The organism is Chroococcidiopsis sp. CCNUC1 (assembly GCF_023546805.1).
Classification (GTDB): domain Bacteria; phylum Cyanobacteriota; class Cyanobacteriia; order Cyanobacteriales; family Chroococcidiopsidaceae; genus Chroococcidiopsis; species Chroococcidiopsis thermalis.
This window is the reverse complement of sequence record NZ_CP097480.1, coordinates 3,772,287-3,793,872: the sequence shown is the minus strand read 5'-3', so window position 1 is coordinate 3,793,872 and position 21,586 is coordinate 3,772,287. Positions and strand designations below refer to the sequence as shown.

General features: G+C 45.1%; 29 protein-coding genes. 13 read left to right on the top strand and 16 right to left on the bottom strand.

Annotation, left to right across the window (positions count from 1 at the left end; all coding sequences use genetic code 11):
• The first annotated feature begins 47 nt into the window (after positions 1–47).
• Positions 48–293, top strand: a complete 246-nt coding sequence (locus tag M5J74_RS17680; protein WP_250012633.1) for a hypothetical protein — start codon at positions 48–50, stop codon at positions 291–293.
• 2 nt (positions 294–295) lie between these two features.
• Entirely contained in the window at positions 296–631 is a 336-nt protein-coding gene (locus M5J74_RS17675; RefSeq protein WP_250012632.1) for a hypothetical protein, read from the top strand.
• A gap of 133 nt (positions 632–764) precedes the next feature.
• On the opposite strand, the gene M5J74_RS17670 is transcribed toward M5J74_RS17675, so the two are convergent.
• Positions 765–1,349: a DUF99 family protein gene (locus tag M5J74_RS17670; RefSeq protein WP_015155391.1), complete on the bottom strand. Its 585-nt coding sequence runs from the start codon at positions 1,347–1,349 to the stop codon at positions 765–767.
• Positions 1,350–1,747: 398 nt separating this feature from the next.
• On the opposite strand from M5J74_RS17670, the gene M5J74_RS17665 reads away from it, so the two are divergent.
• On the top strand, positions 1,748–2,899 hold the full coding sequence (locus M5J74_RS17665) for a tyrosine-type recombinase/integrase (protein ID WP_250012631.1): 1,152 nt from the start codon (positions 1,748–1,750) through the stop codon (positions 2,897–2,899).
• Between the two features lie 75 nt (positions 2,900–2,974).
• Here the strand turns inward: M5J74_RS17665 and M5J74_RS17660 are convergent, their stop codons facing one another.
• From M5J74_RS17660 to M5J74_RS17640, 5 genes are all read right to left on the bottom strand, one after another.
• A complete protein-coding gene (locus tag M5J74_RS17660) occupies positions 2,975–3,949 on the bottom strand; it encodes a tyrosine-type recombinase/integrase (protein ID WP_250012630.1) in 975 nt (324 codons plus the stop codon).
• Between the two features lie 69 nt (positions 3,950–4,018).
• On the bottom strand, positions 4,019–4,420 hold the full coding sequence (locus M5J74_RS17655) for a PIN domain nuclease (RefSeq protein WP_015155388.1): 402 nt from the start codon (positions 4,418–4,420) through the stop codon (positions 4,019–4,021).
• Entirely contained in the window at positions 4,407–4,619 is a 213-nt protein-coding gene (locus M5J74_RS17650) for a type II toxin-antitoxin system VapB family antitoxin (RefSeq protein WP_015155387.1), read from the bottom strand. The genes M5J74_RS17655 and M5J74_RS17650 overlap by 14 nt, the downstream gene beginning before the upstream one ends.
• Positions 4,620–4,676: 57 nt before the next feature.
• Positions 4,677–5,009, bottom strand: a complete 333-nt coding sequence (locus M5J74_RS17645; RefSeq protein ID WP_015155386.1) for a type II toxin-antitoxin system PemK/MazF family toxin — start codon at positions 5,007–5,009, stop codon at positions 4,677–4,679.
• Positions 5,003–5,239, bottom strand: coding sequence for an AbrB/MazE/SpoVT family DNA-binding domain-containing protein (locus M5J74_RS17640; protein ID WP_015155385.1), 237 nt, complete (start codon positions 5,237–5,239; stop codon positions 5,003–5,005). The genes M5J74_RS17645 and M5J74_RS17640 overlap by 7 nt, the downstream gene beginning before the upstream one ends.
• An 80-nt stretch (positions 5,240–5,319) precedes the next feature.
• Between M5J74_RS17640 and M5J74_RS17635 the strand changes: the two genes are divergently transcribed.
• Positions 5,320–6,225, top strand: a complete 906-nt coding sequence (locus M5J74_RS17635; RefSeq protein WP_015155384.1) for an alpha/beta fold hydrolase — start codon at positions 5,320–5,322, stop codon at positions 6,223–6,225.
• Here the strand turns inward: M5J74_RS17635 and M5J74_RS17630 are convergent.
• Together M5J74_RS17630 and M5J74_RS17625 are read right to left on the bottom strand one after the other, a co-directional pair.
• A complete protein-coding gene (locus tag M5J74_RS17630; protein WP_015155383.1) occupies positions 6,203–6,397 on the bottom strand; it encodes a heavy-metal-associated domain-containing protein in 195 nt (64 codons plus the stop codon). The two genes, M5J74_RS17635 and M5J74_RS17630, sit on opposite strands and share 23 nt — an antisense overlap.
• A 153-nt stretch (positions 6,398–6,550) precedes the next feature.
• Positions 6,551–6,730, bottom strand: coding sequence for a GNAT family N-acetyltransferase (locus M5J74_RS17625; protein ID WP_250012629.1), 180 nt, complete (start codon positions 6,728–6,730; stop codon positions 6,551–6,553).
• A gap of 281 nt (positions 6,731–7,011) precedes the next feature.
• Between M5J74_RS17625 and M5J74_RS17620 the strand changes: the two genes are divergently transcribed.
• The 3 genes from M5J74_RS17620 (at position 7,012) to M5J74_RS17610 (ending at position 8,402) form a co-directional block, all read left to right on the top strand.
• Entirely contained in the window at positions 7,012–7,272 is a 261-nt protein-coding gene (locus M5J74_RS17620; RefSeq protein ID WP_015155382.1) for a hypothetical protein, read from the top strand.
• On the top strand, positions 7,269–7,694 hold the full coding sequence (locus M5J74_RS17615; protein ID WP_015155381.1) for a type II toxin-antitoxin system VapC family toxin: 426 nt from the start codon (positions 7,269–7,271) through the stop codon (positions 7,692–7,694). The genes M5J74_RS17620 and M5J74_RS17615 overlap by 4 nt, the downstream gene beginning before the upstream one ends.
• 99 nt (positions 7,695–7,793) lie before the next feature.
• The gene (locus M5J74_RS17610) at positions 7,794–8,402 is read left to right on the top strand and encodes a 2OG-Fe(II) oxygenase (RefSeq protein WP_371934054.1); all 609 of its coding nucleotides are present in this window, start codon (positions 7,794–7,796) and stop codon (positions 8,400–8,402) included.
• A 152-nt stretch (positions 8,403–8,554) separates the two neighbouring features.
• On the opposite strand, the gene M5J74_RS32790 is transcribed toward M5J74_RS17610, so the two are convergent.
• The 4 genes from M5J74_RS32790 to M5J74_RS17595 all read right to left on the bottom strand — a co-directional run bounded on the left by M5J74_RS32790 (position 8,555) and on the right by M5J74_RS17595 (position 10,264).
• Entirely contained in the window at positions 8,555–8,689 is a 135-nt protein-coding gene (locus M5J74_RS32790; RefSeq protein WP_256498205.1) for a hypothetical protein, read from the bottom strand.
• A 244-nt stretch (positions 8,690–8,933) separates the two neighbouring features.
• Complete coding sequence (locus tag M5J74_RS17605; protein WP_250012627.1) at positions 8,934–9,758, bottom strand: cobalt-precorrin-6A reductase; 825 nt, start codon at positions 9,756–9,758, stop codon at positions 8,934–8,936.
• Positions 9,759–9,864: 106 nt separating this feature from the next.
• Positions 9,865–10,056 (bottom strand): hypothetical protein, encoded by a 192-nt coding sequence (locus M5J74_RS17600; protein ID WP_015155377.1) that lies wholly within the window; start codon positions 10,054–10,056, stop codon positions 9,865–9,867.
• Positions 10,057–10,078: 22 nt separating this feature from the next.
• Positions 10,079–10,264 carry a hypothetical protein gene (locus M5J74_RS17595; protein WP_250012626.1) on the bottom strand — a complete coding sequence of 62 codons (186 nt, stop codon included), beginning with the start codon at positions 10,262–10,264 and terminating at the stop codon, positions 10,079–10,081.
• 214 nt (positions 10,265–10,478) lie between these two features.
• Here M5J74_RS17595 and M5J74_RS17590 point away from each other — a divergent pair, with 214 nt between their 5' ends.
• From M5J74_RS17590 to M5J74_RS17575, 4 genes are all read left to right on the top strand, one after another.
• Complete coding sequence (locus M5J74_RS17590; RefSeq protein WP_015155376.1) at positions 10,479–13,031, top strand: mannose-1-phosphate guanyltransferase; 2,553 nt, start codon at positions 10,479–10,481, stop codon at positions 13,029–13,031.
• 102 nt (positions 13,032–13,133) lie between these two features.
• Positions 13,134–13,271: a hypothetical protein gene (locus tag M5J74_RS17585; RefSeq protein ID WP_250012625.1), complete on the top strand. Its 138-nt coding sequence runs from the start codon at positions 13,134–13,136 to the stop codon at positions 13,269–13,271.
• A gap of 20 nt (positions 13,272–13,291) precedes the next feature.
• A complete protein-coding gene (locus M5J74_RS17580; RefSeq protein ID WP_250012624.1) occupies positions 13,292–13,615 on the top strand; it encodes a single-stranded DNA-binding protein in 324 nt (107 codons plus the stop codon).
• Positions 13,616–13,719: 104 nt separating this feature from the next.
• Entirely contained in the window at positions 13,720–15,609 is a 1,890-nt protein-coding gene (locus tag M5J74_RS17575; protein ID WP_250012623.1) for an ABC transporter ATP-binding protein, read from the top strand.
• A gap of 393 nt (positions 15,610–16,002) precedes the next feature.
• On the opposite strand, the gene M5J74_RS17570 is transcribed toward M5J74_RS17575, so the two are convergent.
• Positions 16,003–16,191, bottom strand: coding sequence for a hypothetical protein (locus M5J74_RS17570; protein WP_015155373.1), 189 nt, complete (start codon positions 16,189–16,191; stop codon positions 16,003–16,005).
• Between the two features lie 126 nt (positions 16,192–16,317).
• Here M5J74_RS17570 and M5J74_RS17565 point away from each other — a divergent pair, with 126 nt between their 5' ends.
• Positions 16,318–16,995 (top strand): response regulator transcription factor, encoded by a 678-nt coding sequence (locus tag M5J74_RS17565; protein WP_015155372.1) that lies wholly within the window; start codon positions 16,318–16,320, stop codon positions 16,993–16,995.
• Positions 16,992–18,251 (top strand): cell wall metabolism sensor histidine kinase WalK, encoded by a 1,260-nt coding sequence (locus M5J74_RS17560; protein WP_015155371.1) that lies wholly within the window; start codon positions 16,992–16,994, stop codon positions 18,249–18,251. Before M5J74_RS17565 ends, M5J74_RS17560 begins: the two co-directional genes overlap by 4 nt.
• On the opposite strand, the gene M5J74_RS17555 is transcribed toward M5J74_RS17560, so the two are convergent.
• The 3 genes from M5J74_RS17555 to M5J74_RS17545 all read right to left on the bottom strand — a co-directional run bounded on the left by M5J74_RS17555 (position 18,248) and on the right by M5J74_RS17545 (position 21,570).
• Complete coding sequence (locus M5J74_RS17555) at positions 18,248–20,563, bottom strand: nitric-oxide reductase large subunit (protein ID WP_106217348.1); 2,316 nt, start codon at positions 20,561–20,563, stop codon at positions 18,248–18,250. The two genes, M5J74_RS17560 and M5J74_RS17555, sit on opposite strands and share 4 nt — an antisense overlap.
• Before the next feature lie 265 nt (positions 20,564–20,828).
• Positions 20,829–21,191, bottom strand: a complete 363-nt coding sequence (locus M5J74_RS17550; protein ID WP_015155369.1) for a hypothetical protein — start codon at positions 21,189–21,191, stop codon at positions 20,829–20,831.
• Between the two features lie 13 nt (positions 21,192–21,204).
• A complete protein-coding gene (locus tag M5J74_RS17545; protein WP_015155368.1) occupies positions 21,205–21,570 on the bottom strand; it encodes a papain fold toxin domain-containing protein in 366 nt (121 codons plus the stop codon).
• Positions 21,571–21,586: the final 16 nt, after the last annotated feature.

Below are 21,586 nucleotides of genomic sequence, written 5' to 3'. Positions count from 1 at the left end.
ACCGATAGAACTAGATATATTCAGAGCAGCCAATTAGAGTTAGAGCTATGGCAAGCAAGCTAACCAAGTCAGAATATTCACGCGGAAAACATCCCAATTCTATAGATAATTTGATACATGAAGGGAGACCGAGTGGGGAACCTATCTATGGAGAGCCAAAAAAGAGGCGTACCCTTACAATTACAGAATCGGGTTGGCAAGGTTTAGTCAATGCTGCTAAAGCTTCTGGATGTAGTAGCGTTTCGGAATATTTAGAACAAGTAGGACGCAATCCTGTAATTTATTCATCCTAGCTATGAGTCAAAATTTTGCTGCCAAGCGCGTTTATCCTAGCGAACAGGGATTGCATATCGAACATTACACTGAAACTGAGGCTCAAGCAGCCTATGTTGATGCCAAAAGTAAAGGGATGAATGTAGAACTTAACGGTCTAGTGATGACTTGGAAGTTCCACAATCCAAAAGTAAACCCCCACCTAGTAGCGTCACCTACTAGGCAGGGGCGATTGCGTCAGAGAATTAGTCGATGTAAGCTACAACAACTTCAATTCCGACGACTACTGGGCGCAGCCTTGGATAAAAGGCAATCCCACGTAAGAAAAGCTGCACGCCCTCCTCGCGCACAAAGCTAAATGCTATAGTGTTGCTCGATACAGGTCTATACCTCACATCAGGGCAAGCAGCTATTGCCATCAAGACGGCAGCTTGTAACTCTTCCAATACATCACCTCCTTATCTATGCGTTGTTTATAGAAGAATCAATAATCAAGCCGAACTCCCGCTTTCACCTTTAACGACTGCCGCACCAATTAAATGTGCTAATCTTAGGGCTTCTGGTACGTGACCGCGATCGCTTAATCTTTGTAATACAGCTGAGATAACATCTGGATCTTCCCCGCAGACTTGAAAGAAAAATGGCGGATATGCGTGAACTTTTCCCGCACGGCGCATCAGTTCTAAACGGCGATGGGGTTGGGGTAAGCGTTGTAGTGCTGTTTCTATCTTTGTCATGTTTGGTTGTCGGCGCATGACGGTAACGCAGGGAATTTTTAGTTTGTCTGCAAGTTTGGGTAAGTCGATGATGTTAAAGCCACCAAAGCCGATTCCATCCAATAGCAATATGTGGAGTTGAGGCAGAAATTTTTTGCCTAAAAGTAACTGACAGATTGTATCTGTAGCGTTCCAGCCGTCTTGTCGCACTTTTCCCCATACCATCCCTTCAAATCGCGTCTCTGCACAAATAACACCGACGATTGAGACACTGCTACTGCGTCGGCGCACGAATGGCGCATCGTCAAAACCGATAACGCGAATGGTGCGATCGCGTGCTAGTAATGTTTCTAGTTTCACTGGGTTTGCAGTACTTCGTTTCTAGAATTATTGAAACGCAGTTATGCAAATGAATATAGATGTGCAAAGCAATATATTTTCAGGATTAGATTACATCAAAAAAATACCCAAATTTGGGATGCTGTACCTAAATATTTTAAAAAATCAGTTTTATACCTAGAATACATGAATTATACCCAAACCTGGGTGAAAAACTCTTGAAACGCGATCGAGTGAAGATTCAGTCAATTAAATACCTAAAATATGCTACTTATACCCAAACTTAAACAATCAATATTTTTACATTAGAATATCTCGCTTTGATACCCAAATAGTTTAATCTATACCTGATATTCTCTAGCGCTTGTTGTCTCTGTCCTCTCGCTTGTATACCTAAAACACGAAATAAATACCCAATAATGAAGGCAAGTAAAGGTTCGGTTGTTGTAGAAAGTTTTAAAGATAGGCTGAGACTGCGTTGGCGAGTTTCGGGAAAGCGGTATTGTTTATCTCTAGGATTGCCAGATACTCAAGAGAGTCGAATGTTGGCAGAGTTGAAGGCGCGTCAAATTGAGTTGGATGCGATTTCTGGTAATTTTGACACCACTCTGGCTAAATACAAACCCCAAAGCTTAGCTGAAAAACCAGTTAATGACGCGCAACTTCTTACTTGTGCCGAATTATTCCAACAGTTTATGGAGTATAAGTCTCAGTCTTTACATCCCAGAAGTTTAGATCGGTACAAGACAACTCTGAAATACCTGCACCAGTTTTACTATCGAGAGGATGAGACGCGGAAATTACTAGCCGCACAAAACGCGATCGCAATTCTACAAACTCATGCAGAACAATTCAATGCTTGGCTTCAGAGTAAGAATGCCGAACGCGCCAGGAAAGAAAGGCTGATTTTACTCAGTGCTTGTTGGAGTTGGGGAATAACGAAAGGTTTTGTGGAAGCGAACCCCTGGAAAGATTTACAAAAGCAGGTGGAGTCAGCACCCAAACAACCACTCAAACCATTTACACAAGAGGAAGTTAAGGCAATTCTCGCTGCTTTCAAAACTCACCCTCAATACAAACACTATGCCGATTTTGTCGAATTTTTATTTTTAACTGGGGTACGAACTACAGAGGCGATCGCTTTACGTTGGATGCATATTAACTCTAATATGTCAAGTATTTGGATTGGAGAATCTATGAGTCGGGGTGTCCCTCAGACAAATAAAGTTCGCTCTATTCCCTTAAATGACAGAATTAGATTATTGCTTCAAACTAGAAAACCCGAAAATTATTTACTAGAAGATCTTATCTTCCCGAGTCCTGAAGGATTGCCAATTGACGATCGCAATTTTCGCAACCGTGCTTGGGTGAAAATGTTGGAGTTGGCTGGTGTGGAATATCGCAAACCTTCCAATACAAGACACACGTTTATTTGTACGTGTTTGAGTGCGGGTGTAAATCCGGCTGTGGTGGCTCAAATTACTGGTTGCGATCTGCAATCTCTCGATCGCGATTATGCTGAGTATATTCCGTCTGTTTCTGTGCTTCCAGATTTGTACGCTAATGGGTAATTTTTCCCTCTGTACGGGCGGGTTTTGAATGAAGATTTGCTGTTGGGGTTTTTAGGCTATCTGCTAAACCCGCCCCTACGATTCTCCTTCAATCAATGCTGCTAATAATCCAGTGACTTCGGCTTGGTGATTTTGGCGATTGTCGTCGTAAACCATTAATGTATCTAACCTGGCATGACGAGATAATTTCTGTACCATGCGAACGTTTCCACCTGTTGCATCCAATGCAGCTGTAATTCCAGAGTGTCTAACTCTGTGGGGACTGAGGCGTTTTTTCAATCCTGCTGTTTCTGCCATTGCCTGTACGATCTTATATATAGCAGTACCCGTGAGACGATGACCGTAACTGGCGCGATCGAGTGCAATAAATAATGGTTCGTTACGCTTAGCTTTACCGCGTTCGCACAACCATTCTTGTAATGCTGCTACTGTAGACTCAGATAAACTGACTGTCTCGGCTTGAGTGCCTCGACCTTTTCCATATATAGTTAGCGATCGCCTATCTGGATCGAAGTCACTTACATTCGCTTTAACTAATTCTCCGCGTCTCAAGGCATTATCCCACAGCAATCGTAATATCGCATAATCGCGTTTGCCTTTAAGCGAGTTGCGATCGACAATATCTAACACCTGACGATACGCTTCTAAACTCACTCCACTCGTATCGCGATAAGCCTTTACCTTCTCTCCTGCAATATCATCCAAACTGTAATCGCACATCCCAATTTGACGTGCGTAGTTAACTAAAGATTTTATTGCGGCTAATCGACGGTTAATTGTTGCTTCCGATAAATTGCGATCGCTCAGAACTGCCTTATATTTAAGTACTAAGGCTGTGGCGTTGAATCGAGAAAGTTGCAGGAATTCGGCAATCAAATTGCGATCTGGTTCAACTCCTGCCATCGTGACGAAGAAATCTTTTAAATCTTTAGCATAGGCGCGACGAGTATTTTCGCTGCGCTTATTTGCCAATAAATTTCCCAAAATATCTTCTTGGGGTTGAATGTTGAAACTCGATTTAGGGGCTGTCAGCCGACTTAATTGGCTCATGGTTACGATAATGCGCCTTTCCGCAACCTACTATAACCTCCATATATCAATATGTCTAGGGTTTTTTAACTATTTTGGCTGAAAGCGGATTTGTTGCAGCGATCGCACGCTACTAATAACTTCAAAGTCGCGATCGTCATGAATTAGAGTTAATGCATGGTCTATAGCTAATTGAGCAATACAGCAGTTAATCGGACTACACACGGTTAATCCTTGTCTGCGTAATTCAAAGTATATACGTGCGGCAGCTTGCCAAGATTCAGCATCTAATTCAACATAGTCTTGGGTTTGCAGATAGTTTTGTAGTAGTCTCCACTCGCGATCGTCTCGACATCCTTGTAACAGTTCTAACTGGCTGAAACGAGTTAGAATCACATCGCGATCGCTAATGATTGATTGAAGTTGCTGGCGTACAAGTCCTGTTTTATCTCGAAATACACTTACCCAAACAGATGTATCAATCAGCAGCATGGCGATTTGTTCTGAGTGCTTTGGGATCGTAATCGTCGTAAAACTCAATTTTTCCAGCCAAATCGAGTAGATTTTTCTTTTTCTGAGAGCGAATTAATTCTTGCAACGCTAGATGCAAAAGTTCCTTTTTAGTACGGACGTTGGTAAGTCGAAAGGCTTCTTCAACTAATGTATCGTCAAGCTCGATATTTGTTCGCATTTTTATGTGTATAATGTGTTTATCTAAGTGTATTATACACAAAAAATCCAGTTTTCTCTACAAGAAGATCGGTTGAATTCGGAGTAAGACTTCTTCTAGTAGGGAAATAGGACATTCACCTAAAAACTCTGCATTTCTGATGCGGTAATCTAGCGATCGCAATTGGTCGCACATGATGACTCCAGTTACAGCTAAACCTTCTGGAATCGCAATATAAAAAGGATTTTTCCGCCTAGTATTACTGATGGGACAAACGAACGCAAAACCACGCTTGCGGTTAAAAGCTGTATGGCTAACAACTAAAGCAGGTCTTCTACCCATTTGTTCGCGTCCAGATTGCGGTTCAAAATTCAGCCAAATGAAAGTACCTCGCGCTGGAACTTCTACCACGCTTCTTCACCCATAGGTTTACCCCAGTCGATTTCTGGTTCGGGTTCCATCTCTTGAGAAAGCAATTCCTCTAAGGTGTATTTGCGCTTGTGTACGACCTCAACAATCAATCTACCTTTTTCAACGCGACACTCAACTTCATCATTTGGATGCAGAGATAATTCTTCTACAATATGTCTGGGTATCCTCAATCCCAGCGAATTTCCCCATTTACCGATTGAACTTCGCATTGTCTTATAGCTATACTTTGGATATACAAAGTATATCAATATTGAATTACAATTTAAGATCGAAATAGAAAACAATTTGTATGTTTGCCCAATTTCTTCCCCAGCTTGTCACGCAACTCACTGAAGCGACATCGATCGCATTAGCTCAGAATATACAGCAACAGGCGATCGCCACTCCATTATCTCCAGAAGCGATCGCAACCACATACGTCAGACAAGGTAGTGGAGAAATCCCCATATTATTAATTCACGGTTTTGATAGTTCCGTGTTAGAGTTTCGTCGATTATTACCACTATTAGCAGCTCATCACGAAACTTGGGCAGTAGATTTATTCGGTTTTGGGTTTACCGACAGAGTTGCAGGAGTTAAGATTACTCCCGATACGATTAAGACTCATCTATATTATTTCTGGAAAACTCTGATTCAAAAGCCTGTAATTTTAGTGGGTGCGTCGATGGGAGGCGCAGCAGCCATAGATTTCACGCTGACATATCCAGATGCGGTGCAAAAGTTAGTCTTAATTGATAGTGCTGGAGTAGCTGGTGGTTCGGTGATGAGTAAATATATGTTTCCACCACTAGATCGTTTAGCGACTGAGTTTTTAAAAAATCCTAGAATCCGTCATAGTATTAGTCGTGCTGCTTATAAAAATAAGACACTTGCTTCCATTGACGCTCAAGTCTGCGCCGCACTGCATTTAGAATGTTCTCAGTGGAGTCAGGCGTTAATTGCTTTTACCAAGAGTGGTGGATATAGTTCCTTTAAAAACAGACTTAACCAAATCCAACCACCAACACTAATTTTATGGGGAAAAGACGATCGGATCTTGGGTACTACCGATGCTTCTAGATTTAAACGCGCGATCGCCCAAAGTCAACTGATTTGGATTCAAGATTGCGGACACGTTCCTCATCTAGAACAGCCACAAATGACAGCACAACACATTTTAGAATTTGTCGATTCTACTCTACCGTGTGACCAGTAGCCGTAATAGCTTGTTTAATGGACTCTTCAGACTGTGCGCCTTCCACTTTAACAGTCTTAGCCGAGACATCCACATCAACTTGAGCATCTGCATCCACAGATTTAACCGCTTTGGTAATTGTTTCTGCACAGCCATCACAGACAATACTCGGAACCTTCAGTTGTAGTGACATAACTATAAAACTGAATTCTACTCAAGTTTAGAGTATCAGATTTATGCTTCAAGTTGAATATATAGGTATAAATCTCAATTTCTGGGTATAAGCAGGACGTACTCTAGTAGAGCGATCGCTTGAAATTTGATAATTCTCACCACTGCTCAATTTCTACAAAAATCGTTCGACAATAATTTCGTCTAGATAGATTCGATCGATCTTGGCATGTCTTTTTGCCGTACCGACAATCTGAAAACCTTGGTTGAGATATGTCGTTAAAGCTGCTGTGTTATCTGCACGAATGAATGTGAATATTTTCTCATATCCCTTCAGGCGTGAAGCCTCAAACATGACTGCAAATAGCTTTCTAGTATGACAGATCTACATAAGTTCCTAGTACACCTACATGGTCGAAAGCATGGGTGTATGTAGCAAACGGTTCCATACTTTAAAACCCTACCACCTGGCGATCGCATATCGCTACATCAGATTTTCTCCTCGCACTTTAGGTTTTGGGTATTTTGTTTTCTATTTAGGTATGCATTTGATGTATTCGCTCTACAACAACGCAAAGCATCGTATCCAAGCGCGATCGCTTGCGTTATACTTGTATAACAAACAGGAGTACAAACATGGGACTAATAGCTGTCAGACTAGACGCAGAAACCGAGGCGCGGCTAGCTGAGATTGTGGCGCACGAACAAGCAGATAGAAGCGAGACAATAAGGAGAATCATCAATCAGAAGTGGTTAAGCCTGCAAGCTGGTAAGCAAACACTAGCAGAACGGATGGGAAGAGAACCCCACTTATTTGATGGAGTGCCAGATTTGTCAGAACGGAAAGCGCGTAAACGCTATATTGCCAAACGATTGCTGGAAGAAAATCCAGAATGAGCTATTATCCGATTTTTCTGGTAGATACGGGTATACTCGTTGCTTTCTTTAATCGGAACGATCGCTATCACGCTCAAGTCTATCCATTCATGATGAACTCTACCAGTATCATGTTGACAACGGTAGCTTGCATCACGGAATCTCTACACTTACTACCGCGAAATCCACTGGTACAAAATGACCTATTGCTCATGGTCGCACAGGAAATAATTGCGATCGAACACCTGCAACCAAACGATTTCACCCGTATCGTAGAATTAAATCTTCAGTATGCCGATCTGAAGCCAGACTTTGCCGATCTTACTTTGGTGACTATATCAGAAAGATTGGATATCAGCGCGATCGCCACATTAGATGCAGACTTCGACATCTACAGACGCTACCGCAAGCAGCCATTCGATCGCGTCTTTCGTCCCAGTTAAATTTGGGTATTAATCCCGCATACTGGGTATAAATAAAAAAGTCAAAAGTCTTGAATTCCGAATTCCGAATTTTCCCCCTACTCTCTGTTTCTTGTGAAACTGAAATACTACCACCAACAACCAGCTTGCTTTCCCAGCAACTACCTCAACGACTTATGGGGACAAATTCAAGCGTGTCCCTACTTTACTACCAACAATCTCAACCGTGACTTTGTAGGAACCAAAGGATTTTCTGTAGTATTTCAACGTGCTGGAATAGCAGAAGTAGAACAAAAATTTCCTTACTTCAAACCATATATCAATCTAGCCCTGCGATCGGATTGTAATGCCTTTTACCTCAATCCCTTACTCCTAACCGCAGGCTCCCGTGTCGATCCGCATATCGATCGCTCCTTACGTTCCTATTGTAAAATCATCGAACCACCCACAATCGTCAGCGTCCTTTACGTGCAACTACCACCAGATATGCAAGGAGGAGAATTGATACTGCGCTGCGATAAGCGTCAAGTCGGACAGATTAAACCACAAGCTAATACATTAGTATACTTTCAAGGCAATTTAACCCATTCCGTCAATCCCGTACAAACCCCAGGAAAGCGCCTCAGCTTAGTTTGCGAACAGTATAGTTTGAGCGAGTCTGAACTGCGGGAAATCCCAAAGTTTACTGTCGAGTCAAGAGTGAATCAGTCTTCAAAGAGAAAAAAGTAGTTTTGGGTATGCTGGTTGTTGCTTGGGTATAAACGTGGGATCGAGCGTCATTGATAAGCGATCGCCTCGGGGTATAATTGGGTAGAATTTTCACAATTTGGGAATCAAATTGATGTACTCTAGTCGAGTTGACGTATCTCTTCTTATTGCCATTAGTCTTGAGCGTCTTCAATAGTTTCAATGACGGCTAAACCAATTTTAGAAACTGTAAGTAATAGCATCACTGAGATGAGATAAGCTATTACTAAAAGCTGAAGCGCACTTTCAAAGAAAATGTATGAATTCATGAAAATTCCTCCTAAATGTTAGGATTATATGGCTATACTTTTACCGTATTCCTCTACTAAACTGCATATAAATTTGAAGCGAGTACTTACAACTTGCTTGAAAACAAAAAGATAGGAAACAAAGTTATAGAACTGGAACTTTGATTTCACATTCGACTACAATTTAACTTAAAAAAAGTGACAGAACTGGAACAAAAAAGTAACAAAACTAGGAAAGTTGCGATCGCCCGCCACCAATCCTCAATTATCCAAATAACATACGGCAAAAATCTAGAGCCACTGATAAATCGCTAGTTTGCTGCGGATATTCAATATTTGGACGATCGATCGCAATTAAATCGATCCCCAATTCAGCAGCCACAGTTCGCTTCACATCCTCTCCCCCAGGCGCACCAGAAGCCTTAGTCACCACTACAGAAATATTCCATTGTCGCCACAAAGCCGCCTCCAAAGCTGCCGAAATTGGTGGACGCAGACAAATTAAGCGATCGTTAGCAAACCCAGCCTTCAAAGCAGATTCTAATGCGATCGCACTAGGTAAAATACGGGCAAATAAAGTTGCCTTATCCTGCCAAGATTGAAACAGATGCAGAGGTCGATAACCAATAGTTAGTAACACCCTTTGTCCCTGTAAGTAGTCCCCCGACAGCAAAGATTCAAAACCATCTATTCGTTTCTCTGCTCCCTGCTCCCAGCCCGTCCCTACTCCCTTGAAAACAGGACGCTCGTACCGCAAATAGGGAATTCCCAACTTTTGACAAACTGCGATCGCACTTTGGGAAATTTCTACAGCATAGGGGTGTGATGCATCCAACACACCAACCACCTGCTGTTGCACGAACGCTTCAATCTCCAAACAGGTAAAACGCCCCACCCGTACTTGCAGACAAGCCGCATCGGGGTAGAGCGCGCGAGCTGATTCCGTTGTGACAGAAATTATACACGGCAAATTAGCCCGTGCGATCGCCTCAGCCAATTGAGCGCTTTCCTGCGTTCCACCAATGAGCCACAGAGGAGTGAGGAGTGACGAGGAGCCAGTGCGCTCTTGCGGTTCCTCGACTTGAAACATCTGGCGTTGAGGAGTGAGGGAAATTTTAGACTTTAGATTTCGGATTTGAGAGTGAATCTCTCCCTTATCCCCTTGTCTTCCTTGTCCCCCTTCTGTCTCCTTTCCATCATCCCTTCAGCGCTCTTCTAAAATTCTGGCGATAAGACTTATTTGCCACGATCAAAGCAGGCCACAGTAGAGATAATCTTAGCCTGTTAGTAAAAGAGCGAGAGAAATTTGTGCGGTGAAATCCAGTCCAGAACTTCCAAACACCACCGCCATAAGCTAAGACTAATAACAAAGTAATTAAACTACTCATTCCGCATCTACCTCTACAGTTATCAGTTATCAGTTATCAGTGACCAGTGACCAGCGATCGGTAATTTCTCCTCTGCTTGCCTTGTCTCCCTTGTCTCCCTTGTCTCCCCCCTCTCCCTTGTCTCCCCCCTCTCCCTTGTCTCCCTTGTCTCCCTTGTCCTCACACCCCACGCCCTACACTCCACACCTTCTCCCAGTTTAGCTGACACAATTGATACCGCTTCTAGCGCTATTGCAGTTGCTTGAATGCCCGTAGCATGATTAGTTGGAAAGCGTGGTAGGTAGAATCCATCGAGTTTGTTGGTGGGATGTAACCTGTGGGAGTGCCGCAAGTGGGAGAGACATAGGAAACTAGATAAAGACTAGCGTTGCTCGAAGTGTTGGCTTTACACCACTAATGGGTGGAACATCTAAGGAGGAATTATGCGCGCAGTACTGATGGCTGGAGGATCTGGAACGCGGCTTCGACCGCTGACTTGCGATCTTCCTAAACCGATGGTTCCAGTGCTGAATCGACCGATCGCAGAACATATTATTAATCTGCTCAAACGGCATCAGATTACAGAAGTGATTGCCACTCTACACTACTTACCTGACGTAATGCGCGACTACTTTCAAGATGGTAGCGACTTTGGCGTACAGATGACTTATGCCGTTGAGGAAGATCAGCCGCTAGGAACGGCAGGCTGCGTCAAAAATATCGCAGAATTGCTCGATCGCACGTTTTTAGTGATTAGCGGTGACAGCATCACAGATTTTGACCTCACCGCAGCCATAGAATTTCACAAACAGAAAAAATCGAAAGCCACTGTAGTTTTAACCCGCGTTCCCAACCCAATTGAATTTGGTGTAGTAATTACAGATGAATCGCAACGCATCCGCCGCTTTTTAGAGAAACCTTCTTCTAGCGAAATTTTTTCCGACACGGTAAATACTGGTACTTATATTTTGGAACCAGAAGTATTGGAATATCTGCCAGAAAATCAAGAAAGTGACTTTTCTAAAGAATTATTTCCCTTATTATTGGAAAAAGACGAGCCAATGTACGGTTACATTGCTCAAGGCTACTGGTGCGATGTCGGTCACTTAGATGCCTATCGAGAAAGTCAGTACGACGCACTCGATCGCAAAGTTAAACTCGACTATGCCTACGAAGAGCGGTCTTCAGGAATCTGGATAGGACAAAATACTCACATCGATCCGACTGCCAGCCTAGAAGCCCCTTGTTTAATCGGTGATAATTGCCGCATTGGAGCCAGAGTTCAAATTTCTGCGGGTACGGTCATTGGCGACAACGTTACCGTTGGCGCTGATGCCAACCTGAAGCGCCCGATTGTCTGGAATGGAGCGCTGATTGGAGATGAGGCGCACTTGAGAGCCTGCGTTATTTCTCGCGGTACGCGGGTAGACCGTCGCGCCCACGTCCTTGAAGGCGCGGTAGTAGGCTCTCTCTCTACCGTGGGAGAAGAAGCCCTGATCAGTTCCAGCGTCAGAGTTTGGCCCAGCAAGCAAATTGAATCGGGCGCAACGTTAAATATTAACTTAATTTGGGGTCACACCGCTCAGCGCAATCTCTTCGGTCAGCGAGGCGTGACGGGATTGGCAAATATTGACATTACACCCGAATTTGCCGTCAAACTGGGAGCCGCCTATGGTTCGACATTAAAACCAGGGGCGCAGGTAACGGTTTCCCGCGACCAGCGCAGTATTTCTCGCATGGTCACGCGATCGCTAATTGCGGGATTGATGTCAGTCGGGATCAACATTCAAAATCTCGATGCGACTGCAATTCCAATGGCGCGAACTGTAATCTCAACAATGGGAGTGTCTGGAGGCATTCACGTAAGAGTGCATCCCGATCGCCCAGATTACATTTTGATTGAATTTATCGACCCCAAAGGCATCAATATTTCTAAAGCTCTAGAAAAGAAAATTGAAGGAGCTTATTTCAAAGAAGACCTGCGGCGCGTACAAATTCACGAAATCGGTAATGTCGTCTATCCGACCCAAATGGTATCTACCTACTGCACTGCCTTTGAAAAGCACCTCAATGTCGAAGCGGTTCACCACAGCAACTCTAAAGTCGTGATCGACTACTCTTATGCGGTGACTGGGGCAGTCCTGCCGCAAATGCTAGCTAAATTTGGCTGCGATGCAGTGGTGTTAAATGCTAGCCTCAAACCAACCGCCGTCAGTGCCGTAGAGAAAGAAGCATTACTGATGCAACTCGGTCACGTCGTCGAAGCACTCAAAGCTAATTTCGGCGTGCAGGTATCTGCGAATGGCGAACAAATGACCTTAGTAGATGAAGCAGGTATCCCAATTCGGGGTGAAATGCTGACGGCTTTGATGGTCAACATGATGCTGACAGCACACCCCAGAGGCACTGTCGTCGTACCCGTTCACGTTTCTAGCGCTGTCGAGCAAATTGCCCGTCGCCACGATGCGAAAATCATTCGTACCAAGGCAAACCCCACCGCCTTGATGGAAGAATGCCGTCGCACGCCAAACGTAGTTTTAGGCGGAAGTGGAGAAACAGGCTTTATTTTCCCGCAATTGCATCCAGGGTTCGACGGGATGTTCTGCATTGCCAAGCTAATCGAAATGCTGACTATTCAAGAGCGATCGCTTGCCGCTATTCGCACCGAACTCCCCCGCGTCTACCACAAATCTTATACAGTCCGGTGTCCTTGGACGGTCAAGGGAGCTTTGATGCGCCATCTCGTCGAAACCCATCCAGCAGAAAGACTCGAACTGACCGACGGTGTAAAGATTCTCGATCGCCATGAAGATAATTGGATTTTGATCTTGCCAGATGCAGGGGAACCAGTGGTACATTTGTTCGCAAATAGTAACGATCGAGATTGGATAGATGAATCCCTGCGGGAATACCGCCACCGCGTTCAAGAGTTCGTGGAACAAGAACAAGGAGTGGAGCCATCCGTCTCATCTCTTGAAGGACTAGAGGCAAGATAGGGATGAAGTATAAAGGAGAAGTGAGTTGAAAGTAGACGGTTAACCGTCTACTTTCAACCACCAATAACGACTCCCTACACCCTACACAAAGGAGACGAAGACATGAACAGCTGTATTTTGATGGCAGAAATTAAAGAAGAGCCGCAACTACGTCACGTCAATAACGACAACCTGCTGGCGATCGCCGAAATGATGGTTAGTATTCCTGGGCTACGGGCAGAAGACCCCCAGCGACTCTAAGAGTTGTCGGTTGGGGCAAAATGGCAGACGAAATTCAGCAAAACTACCACAAAGGCGATCGCGTCATTATTGAAGGTCGTTTAGGTATGAATACTGTAGAGCGGCAAGAGGGCTTTAAAGAGAAACGCGCTGAATTAACCGCACAACGCATTCACAGGCTGGATGGTGTTAACCTCATGTCTTCCGCCACCGAACGGGAAGAAACAAGTAGCTACACCCCACCAGCACCCCAGCCGCGTGCTTCAGCGCCAGTCGAAAGACAACCCACCCCTGTCGCCGTAGCCGCACCTCAAGAGTCACCCAAAGCGCCTGTAGAAGTCGATGAGGATGATATTCCATTTTAATGGTTAATGGCTAATGGCAATGAGCTATTAGCTATTAGCTATTACCAACTACCAAGCGGTGCTGTTAAGATCCAGTTAATTTATCGATCGCCCCGCTAACTCCTATGAGTGATGTCCTCACAGTTCGCGATTTACACGTAGAGTTTGCTACAGATGACAATAGACTCATTAAAGCTGTTAACGGCATTTCGTTTGAACTGAAGCGGGGGCAAACCCTGGGAATTGTAGGGGAATCGGGTTCGGGAAAATCAGTCACGTCCTTGGCGATGATGGGACTGATTCCGACTCCTGGGAAGGTGACGGGGGGACAAATCAAATTTTGGGCAGCAGACGGGCAGGCAGTAGATTTATTGCAACTATCTCCTGCCCAGATGCAGAAATATCGGGGCGATCGCTTGGCAATGGTGTTTCAAGAGCCGATGAGCGCCCTCAACCCAGTCTTTACAATTGGGTTTCAATTAACTGAAGCCATTCGCTTGCATCAAAACGTATCTCAAGCTGAAGCCCGTCGTCAAGCCACGGCACGGTTGCAGGAAGTCAAACTTTTACCCAGTGACGAAGAGTTACAACAGAAATATTTCGCCACCGTCAAGCAGCCAAATGCATCGTCAAGGGAAATTCAAACCTGGGTCAACCAACAAAAACTCGCCATACTCGATCGCTATCCCCACGAGCTATCAGGAGGGCAATTACAGCGGGTGACAATTGCAATGGCAATTTCCTGCAATCCCGCCATTTTGATTGCTGACGAGCCTACCACAGCCCTAGACGTGACCGTACAAGCGACGATTATGGACTTGTTGCGGGAATTGCGCGATCGCCGTCAGATGTCGATGATGTTTATTACCCACGACTTGGGATTGGTGGCAGAAATTGCCGATGCGATCGCGGTGATGTACAAGGGGAAAATTGTCGAGTACGGTGCGGTAGAGCAGATTTTTTCCCAACCCCAACACCCTTATACCAAAGGCTTATTAGCCTGTCGTCCGGCGCTAGATTCCCGACCGCAAAAACTCCTGACAGTTGCCGACTTCATGACTGTGAGGGAAACCCCTACAGGAGAATTGGAAATTGAGTCAAAACAACCGCATTATCCCGCTTTAATTCCATCAGAAGCCACTCACCAACGGGTAGAGCAATTACAACAACAGCCACCTCTGTTAGAAGTCAAAAATCTTCAAGTTGGCTTTCCCATTCGAGGAGGGTTCGGTCGAACGAAGCGCTATTTCATGGCAGTAAATAACGTTGAGTTTCAAGTTTATCCAGGAGAAACTTTAGGATTAGTCGGTGAATCTGGTTGCGGCAAAACAACTTTGGGGAGAACGATTTTACGGCTGATTCAACCGATGGGCGGGAAAATCTTCTTTGGCGGGAAAGATGTCACCACACTTAAAGGCGAACAGTTACAGCGACTCCGCCGCGAAATGCAAATCGTGTTTCAAAATCCATACAGTTCTCTCGATCCTCGGATGAAGATTGGCGATGCAGTGATGGAACCAATGTGGATTCATGGCACGAGTAAGACAACGAGACAGCGACGAGAAAGAGCCGCAGAATTTTTAGCTAAAGTTGGGATAGAACCTAAATTGATGAACCGCTATCCTCATGAATTTTCTGGCGGACAAAGGCAGCGAATTTGTATTGCTAGAGCGCTAGCTCTTTATCCTGAAGTTAAATTTATTATCTGCGATGAATCTGTTTCCTCATTAGATGTGTCGGTACAAGCACAGGTACTCAATCTTTTAAAAGAATTACAACAAGAATTAAAGCTCACTTATATATTTATCTCTCACGATTTGAGCGTGGTAAAATTCATGAGCGATCGCATTTTGGTGATGAATCAGGGACAACTTGTCGAACAGGGAAGTGCAGAAACAATTTATTCCCAACCGCAACAAGAATACACGCGCAAATTAATCGCTTCGATCCCTACGGGTTCGCCAGAAAGAATTCACCAACGCCAGCAACATATATCAGTGACCAGTGACCAGTGACCAGTTATCAGTAAGCAATACTTCTCGATTAAAATTCGATCCCCCTAGCCCCCCTTAAAAAGGGGGAACAATACCTCCCTTTTTAAGGGGGTTGGGGGATCTCCAAGGGCTATGTACTCTAACCGAGAAGTATCGATCAGTAATGTTTATCTAGTTATTAGTAGGGTGGGCAATGCCCATCTTAATTGATGCATTAAAGTCTGTTTTTAAAAGTATTAAAGACAGCAAACCCTGAAAGATCGGGAGATCGGTATCTGAAATCGATAATTTTTGAATTGCAACAAGATGAAAGTAGTTGCTCTCACTCTTGAGTTACTGCGATCGCCAGCGAGTTAGTCAAGTTCAAGATATTTTACAGTAATAGCATAGCGAGTTAGTCAAGTTCAAGATATTTTACAGTAATAGCATGAAGACACCAGCGATCGCCCCCCAAAACAGACTCCCAAAGAGAATTCCAAACAAAACTCCCCGAGTCGCGTAGGGATAGCAATCGATTTCAGCGCGATCGATGAGACATTCACCGATGTGGCATTCAGATGTTTGCTCGGATAAGGTGGGATTTAAGGTAATTTCGCTCAGCATTACGTAACTCCAAGCCGAAATAATTTTTATTATTCGTTAGCCAAGTTCTAAGATTCAGCTATAACGTAAGCATAGGCAACGAATGTGACTAATTTGTGAAACTTAAATGCGATCGAGATCGAAACGATGCGTATTTTAGTAGTCGAGGATAACGAACTGATTGCGGAGACATTAGCAGACGTGCTGCAAGACCAGCATTATGTCGTAGATATTGCCCTCGATGGAGAAGCTGGTTGGCAACAGGCGGAGGCTTTCGACTACGACTTGATTTTGCTAGATCTGATGCTACCTAAGCTCGATGGCATTAGTCTCTGCAAGCGTCTGCGTAGTTCTGGTTATGGAAAACCAATTTTGATGCTGACAGCACGGGACTCCTCTGCTGATAAGATTGTCGGTTTGGATAGTGGGGCTGATGATTACGTCATTAAACCTTTTGATGTCAACGAATTAGCAGCCCGCATCCGCGCCTTGTTACGTCGAGATAGTCCGGGGCGACAACCGATTCTCAGTTGGGGAGAGTTAAAGTTAGACCCCAGCACCTTAGCTGTCACCTATGGCTCCCAAGCAGTTAATGTCACCTCCAAAGAATATCAAATGCTGGAATTGTTTTTGCGCAATCGCCAGCGGATCTTCAGCCAAGCTGAGCTTTTGGATCGCCTCTGGGCATTAGAAGATTCGCCGAATGAAGAAGTCGTGAGGGCGCACATTAAGCGCCTGCGCCATAAGCTGACAAACGTAGGAGTCCCGAAAGACGCAATCCAAACAGTCCACGGCTTGGGTTATCGCCTCAAGGAGCGATCGTGAATTCAAAAGCTCTTAGATACCGCTTGTTTGGCACGTATTTGGCAATTATGGCAGTGCTATTAGGTGCGTTTGCGGGAGTGACCTATTGGTTATTTGCTCGCAGTCTCTACTGGGATTTAGACCAGCAACTGACGGCTATGGCAAGAATTGCAGCCTTGAGTCTAGGCAAGCAGAAGCATCCTCAGATCGATTTGAATGATGATATTTGGGATGATTTAGAAATTCGCGGCGTGACATTGGAATGGTTCGATGCTAATGGTAAACCCTTGGCAACACAGGGAAGGCGTAGATCGTCGCTGCCCCCCCAAGTGTCTGACTCGGTGCAGCAAATTGGGCAGTTACGCCAGTTAACGATCGCCGTTCGTAGTCCTGACATTCAAAGAGCAGGACAATTGCAGGGCTATGTTCGAGTCAGTAAATCTCTCAGAACAGTGGATGAGTTGCTGGAAAAGTGGCGCTGGCGGTTGAGTCTCGGTCTGCTTACAGAACTGGGATTGTGTGGATTGGGTGGATATTGGCTGACGCGCCAAACAGTGCAACCGATCGAACAAAGTCTGATGCGAGTCAAATGGTTTACTGCCAACGCTTCTCACGAACTAAGAAGCCCTTTGACAGTGATTAAAAGTAATATCGGTTTGATTTTAAATCATCCAGAGCGAATTCATGCTGCGGATAAAAAAAGAATAGCAGCGATCGCCTGGGCTGCCGACCAAATGACAAACCTGATTGAGGATTTGCTCTTTCTCGCTCGCTCCGACCAAACTCAACAGATACCCCACTCAGCAAAAGCCCCTTTAGATCTGGAGCCAACATTAAAAAGTTTAGTAGAGTCCTTTGAACCCCAAGCTCAAGCAAAAGAAATTCTCCTAACATCAGATTTAACTTCAGGGCTATATGTATTGGGAGACATCGCTCATATCAATCGACTATTCTCTAACTTAATTGGCAATGCAATTCAATACACCCCAAAGGGCGGGCGAATTTGGGTAACAGCGCGGACTCAAGGCACGCAGATTCAAGTTGACGTTCGAGATACTGGAATTGGCATTGCGACAGAAGATAGGGATCGAATTTTCGATCCCTTTTGGCAGGCAGATGAGGCTCGCTCCTATCATTCAAGCGGCTATGGCTTGGGTTTAGCTATCGCCAAGACAATTACAACTCAGCACTCAGGCAAGATTTATGTCAACAGCGAACTGGGGCAGGGAACGACTTTCACAGTCGTTTTACCCCTGTCATTCTCAGTGATGTCTTAGCGCAATACCTCAATTGCCCTGTTTGGTAACTCCGATTGTGTCGTTTTGACCGGAAAGCGAAAGACAGCAACGATCGCTCTCATCGTAAACACAAACATTGTCAACGCACCGATCGCAAAAATAATATCACCTGGAATCCGCAACCATACAGTCCATCGCATCCACGGGCTACTAATCACCTCAGCACTACGAGCATACCAAGTGCCGTGTTCGATCGACTGCGCCAATTGGTAGAAGCCATTGGGAATTAGTCCTAAAACTAGCATTCCAACTAAACCGCCATTAATCGTCCAGAAGCTAAAACGCAAGAGCCGCTCGTTCCAAGCCTGTTCTGGCACAAATTCCCGCAAGGCAAACAACATCAGCGCTAGAGCTAAACAACCATACACGCCAAACAAAGCAGAATGGGCGTGAATTGGAGTCGTGTTCAGTCCTTGAGAGTAATACAAGACAATCGGAGGGTTAATTAAAAAGCCAAACACTCCCGCACCGATTAAATTCCAGAAACAGGTGGCAATGAAAAAGCGTAGCGGCCAACGGTAAAACCCTTCTGCTTCCTGAGATAGTCTCAGAGTTTTTAAGACTTCAAAGCCAATCAGTGTCAGGGGTACGACTTCCAGCGCCGAAAATACCGCTCCCATCGCGGCAATAAATGTCGGCGTACCGGAGAAGTATAGGTGGTGCAATGTACCGATTACCCCACTGCCTAAATAGAGAATCGTGGTGAGATAGGTGGCGCGTAATGCCGAGGATTTCTTGAGGAATCCCAGTTCGCTACACAAATAGGCAATTACCACTGTCGCAAACACCTCGAAGAAACCTTCCACCCATAAGTGAATCACCCACCAGCGCCAATACTCTGCAATGCTCAGGGATGTGTGGTTGGTGTAGGCTAACCCTACTGAATAAAACAGAGGAATCGTAATCGCACTGTAGAGGAAAAAGTGACTTAACCCCGTCGGAGTTTTTTCCTGTTTCAGGGCAGGCTTGAAGGCACGGTACAGCAGCCACAACCAAAAGACCATGCTGCCAATCAACAGCAGTTGCCAAACTCGCCCTAATTCAATGTACTCGTAGCCCTGATGTCCCCAAAGGAAGCTATCTTTTACGTCCAGCACCCCTGTCACGGCTTGCCAAGTGCCAACGATCGAGCCGACCACTACGATCGCCAACGCTCCCAGCAGAACGGTATTGCCCAAGGCTTGATGCTTGGGTTCGTGTTGACCGAACCGAGGCGCAAAATACAATCCAGCTGCTAACCAACAGGTAGCAATCCAAAACAGAGCGAGTTGCAGATGCCAGGTGCGCGAGGCAGCATAGGGAAGGAATTGCATCAGGGGAATACCGTAAAATCCTTCCCCTTCCACGGCATAGTGCGCGGTAAACATCCCCATTAAAATTTGCACCAGAAACAATGTCATCGCCACGCCAAAAAATAGCGAGGTTACTTTCTGGCTGGGCGTAGGAATGCGGACGGCTGGACGAGCCGGAACGGGCTGGACTTCATCTGTTTCTTCTTGCGTCAGGTAGATAAATAGAAACACGCCAATACCCGCAATCAAAACCACCACAGATAGGATCGACCAGGTGATAAACTGTCCTGGAGCTTGATTACCAATTAGGCGATCGGCGGGCCAATTCGCCGTATAGGAAAAAGGAGCATTGGGGCGATTGGCAGAAGCTGCCCAAGCAGTCCAGGCAAAGAAGCCAGTGACATTGCGAATTTGGGTATCGTCTTTGAACCAGCCATCAGGAATAGAGTGGATGGCAGAACCATGCGCTAAAAGTGGCTGATAATCTTGAAAAACTTGTTTCAAGCCTTGAGTTTGAGCATCCGTCAGGAGTAGCGTGCGGGTTTGGGGATCGTAGCGGTTGGTCTTGAACTGCTCGCTTACCCTTGCTGCCAAACTGGCTCTTTCGGGAGCGGGTAAAGCATCCAAGTCTGCTTGAGAAAAATCTGGCTGACTGTTATAGAGAACGCCAGCAGTGCTTAATCCCCAGCGATGCAGCACGTCAGCCGTCCAATCGGGCGCGAGATAGCTGCCATGTCCCCAAATACTGCCAATGTGTTGCCCGCCGCGAGCTAGATAGATTTCTTGTCCCGCTTGGATCTCGGCTCGTGTCAGGATAATTTCTTGCTGCGGGGATTGCACCACATCGGGGACGGGTGGGGCATTTTTCCAGATCGCTGCTCCGGCAGCTAGCAAAGTCGTAAAGGCAATGATGCAGATGAGTACTAACCAGGCAGGTAGGCTGAGCGATCGCCCTCCAGTTGCGGCGCGATCGCCATTCACCGATATAGAATCAGTCATTGCCGCACCTCCAAATAAAGATAAAAGAATGCCGATCGCAAATCGAATCGTGCAAGTCGAACTCAGTTCAACCCACATTCGCACTCGCAACCTTCATCTTGGTCGTACTTTTAGTTTGACAAACTTGCTCGCTAGTATCTCTGAGCTAGCTCATAGTTCGATCCTTGGATGAGACAAATCACATCAAATTGAGCGGATCGACATCGACGATCATACTCACATTATGAGGACAAAGCGATCGCACCTGTTTCTACTTCAGTTGTTATTATTCTTGAGTCCTTGCAGCCGCGATCGGATTGGTTTTTGTATCTGCTTGAAGTTCAATAGGATGCTCGTGAACAAATTCATCAAACAGCTGGAAAAACTGTTCTAGGGCAGCACGATCGTCCTGAGAGAAAAACATTACAATCCGATCCCAGGTTTGATTGGAAGTTAGATTAAATTTTTGCTGAATCCAAATTGGAAATTCTGCAAATCGCTGTTCTTGTGAAGTTTGAGGAATTCCTAGTTGGCGACGAGCAAAGCAGTAGCCTGCCAGAAAAGTGCGGAGATTGGACACGGAAGCTTGTCCCAAATACATAGCAGGACGTTTCTGGATATTGCGAATGAGATCGTACAAATCAATCATTTGTTCCTCCAGCTTAAAATGCAGTTTCAGTAATTTGGAAGCTGCCACCTAAGTCCTGAGCGGGACAGTAGAGGTTATCAATCCAGTCTACTTTGGAAATTCCTTCGGGATGGATGTTGTCAAAAATCAGCTCTTGTCCGTCAATTTCAACAGAGATAGCTTCATGTCGTCCGTTGACGGAGATATTTTGTTGGAGGCGTTCGTGATAAATGTTACAGAATGGATCTTCTATACTACCTGTAAAAAGGCTAATCTGTTTGCCAAAAACACGCTGCTCAATGAGGAATTGGCGCAGAGCAATGGCGCAGGGAACACATTCAAAAATCTGGAACTGTTTAGCGATCGCGCTCAGTTGACAATGAAGATTAGCGCTGGTCATGATGCAGTTTGGTCAA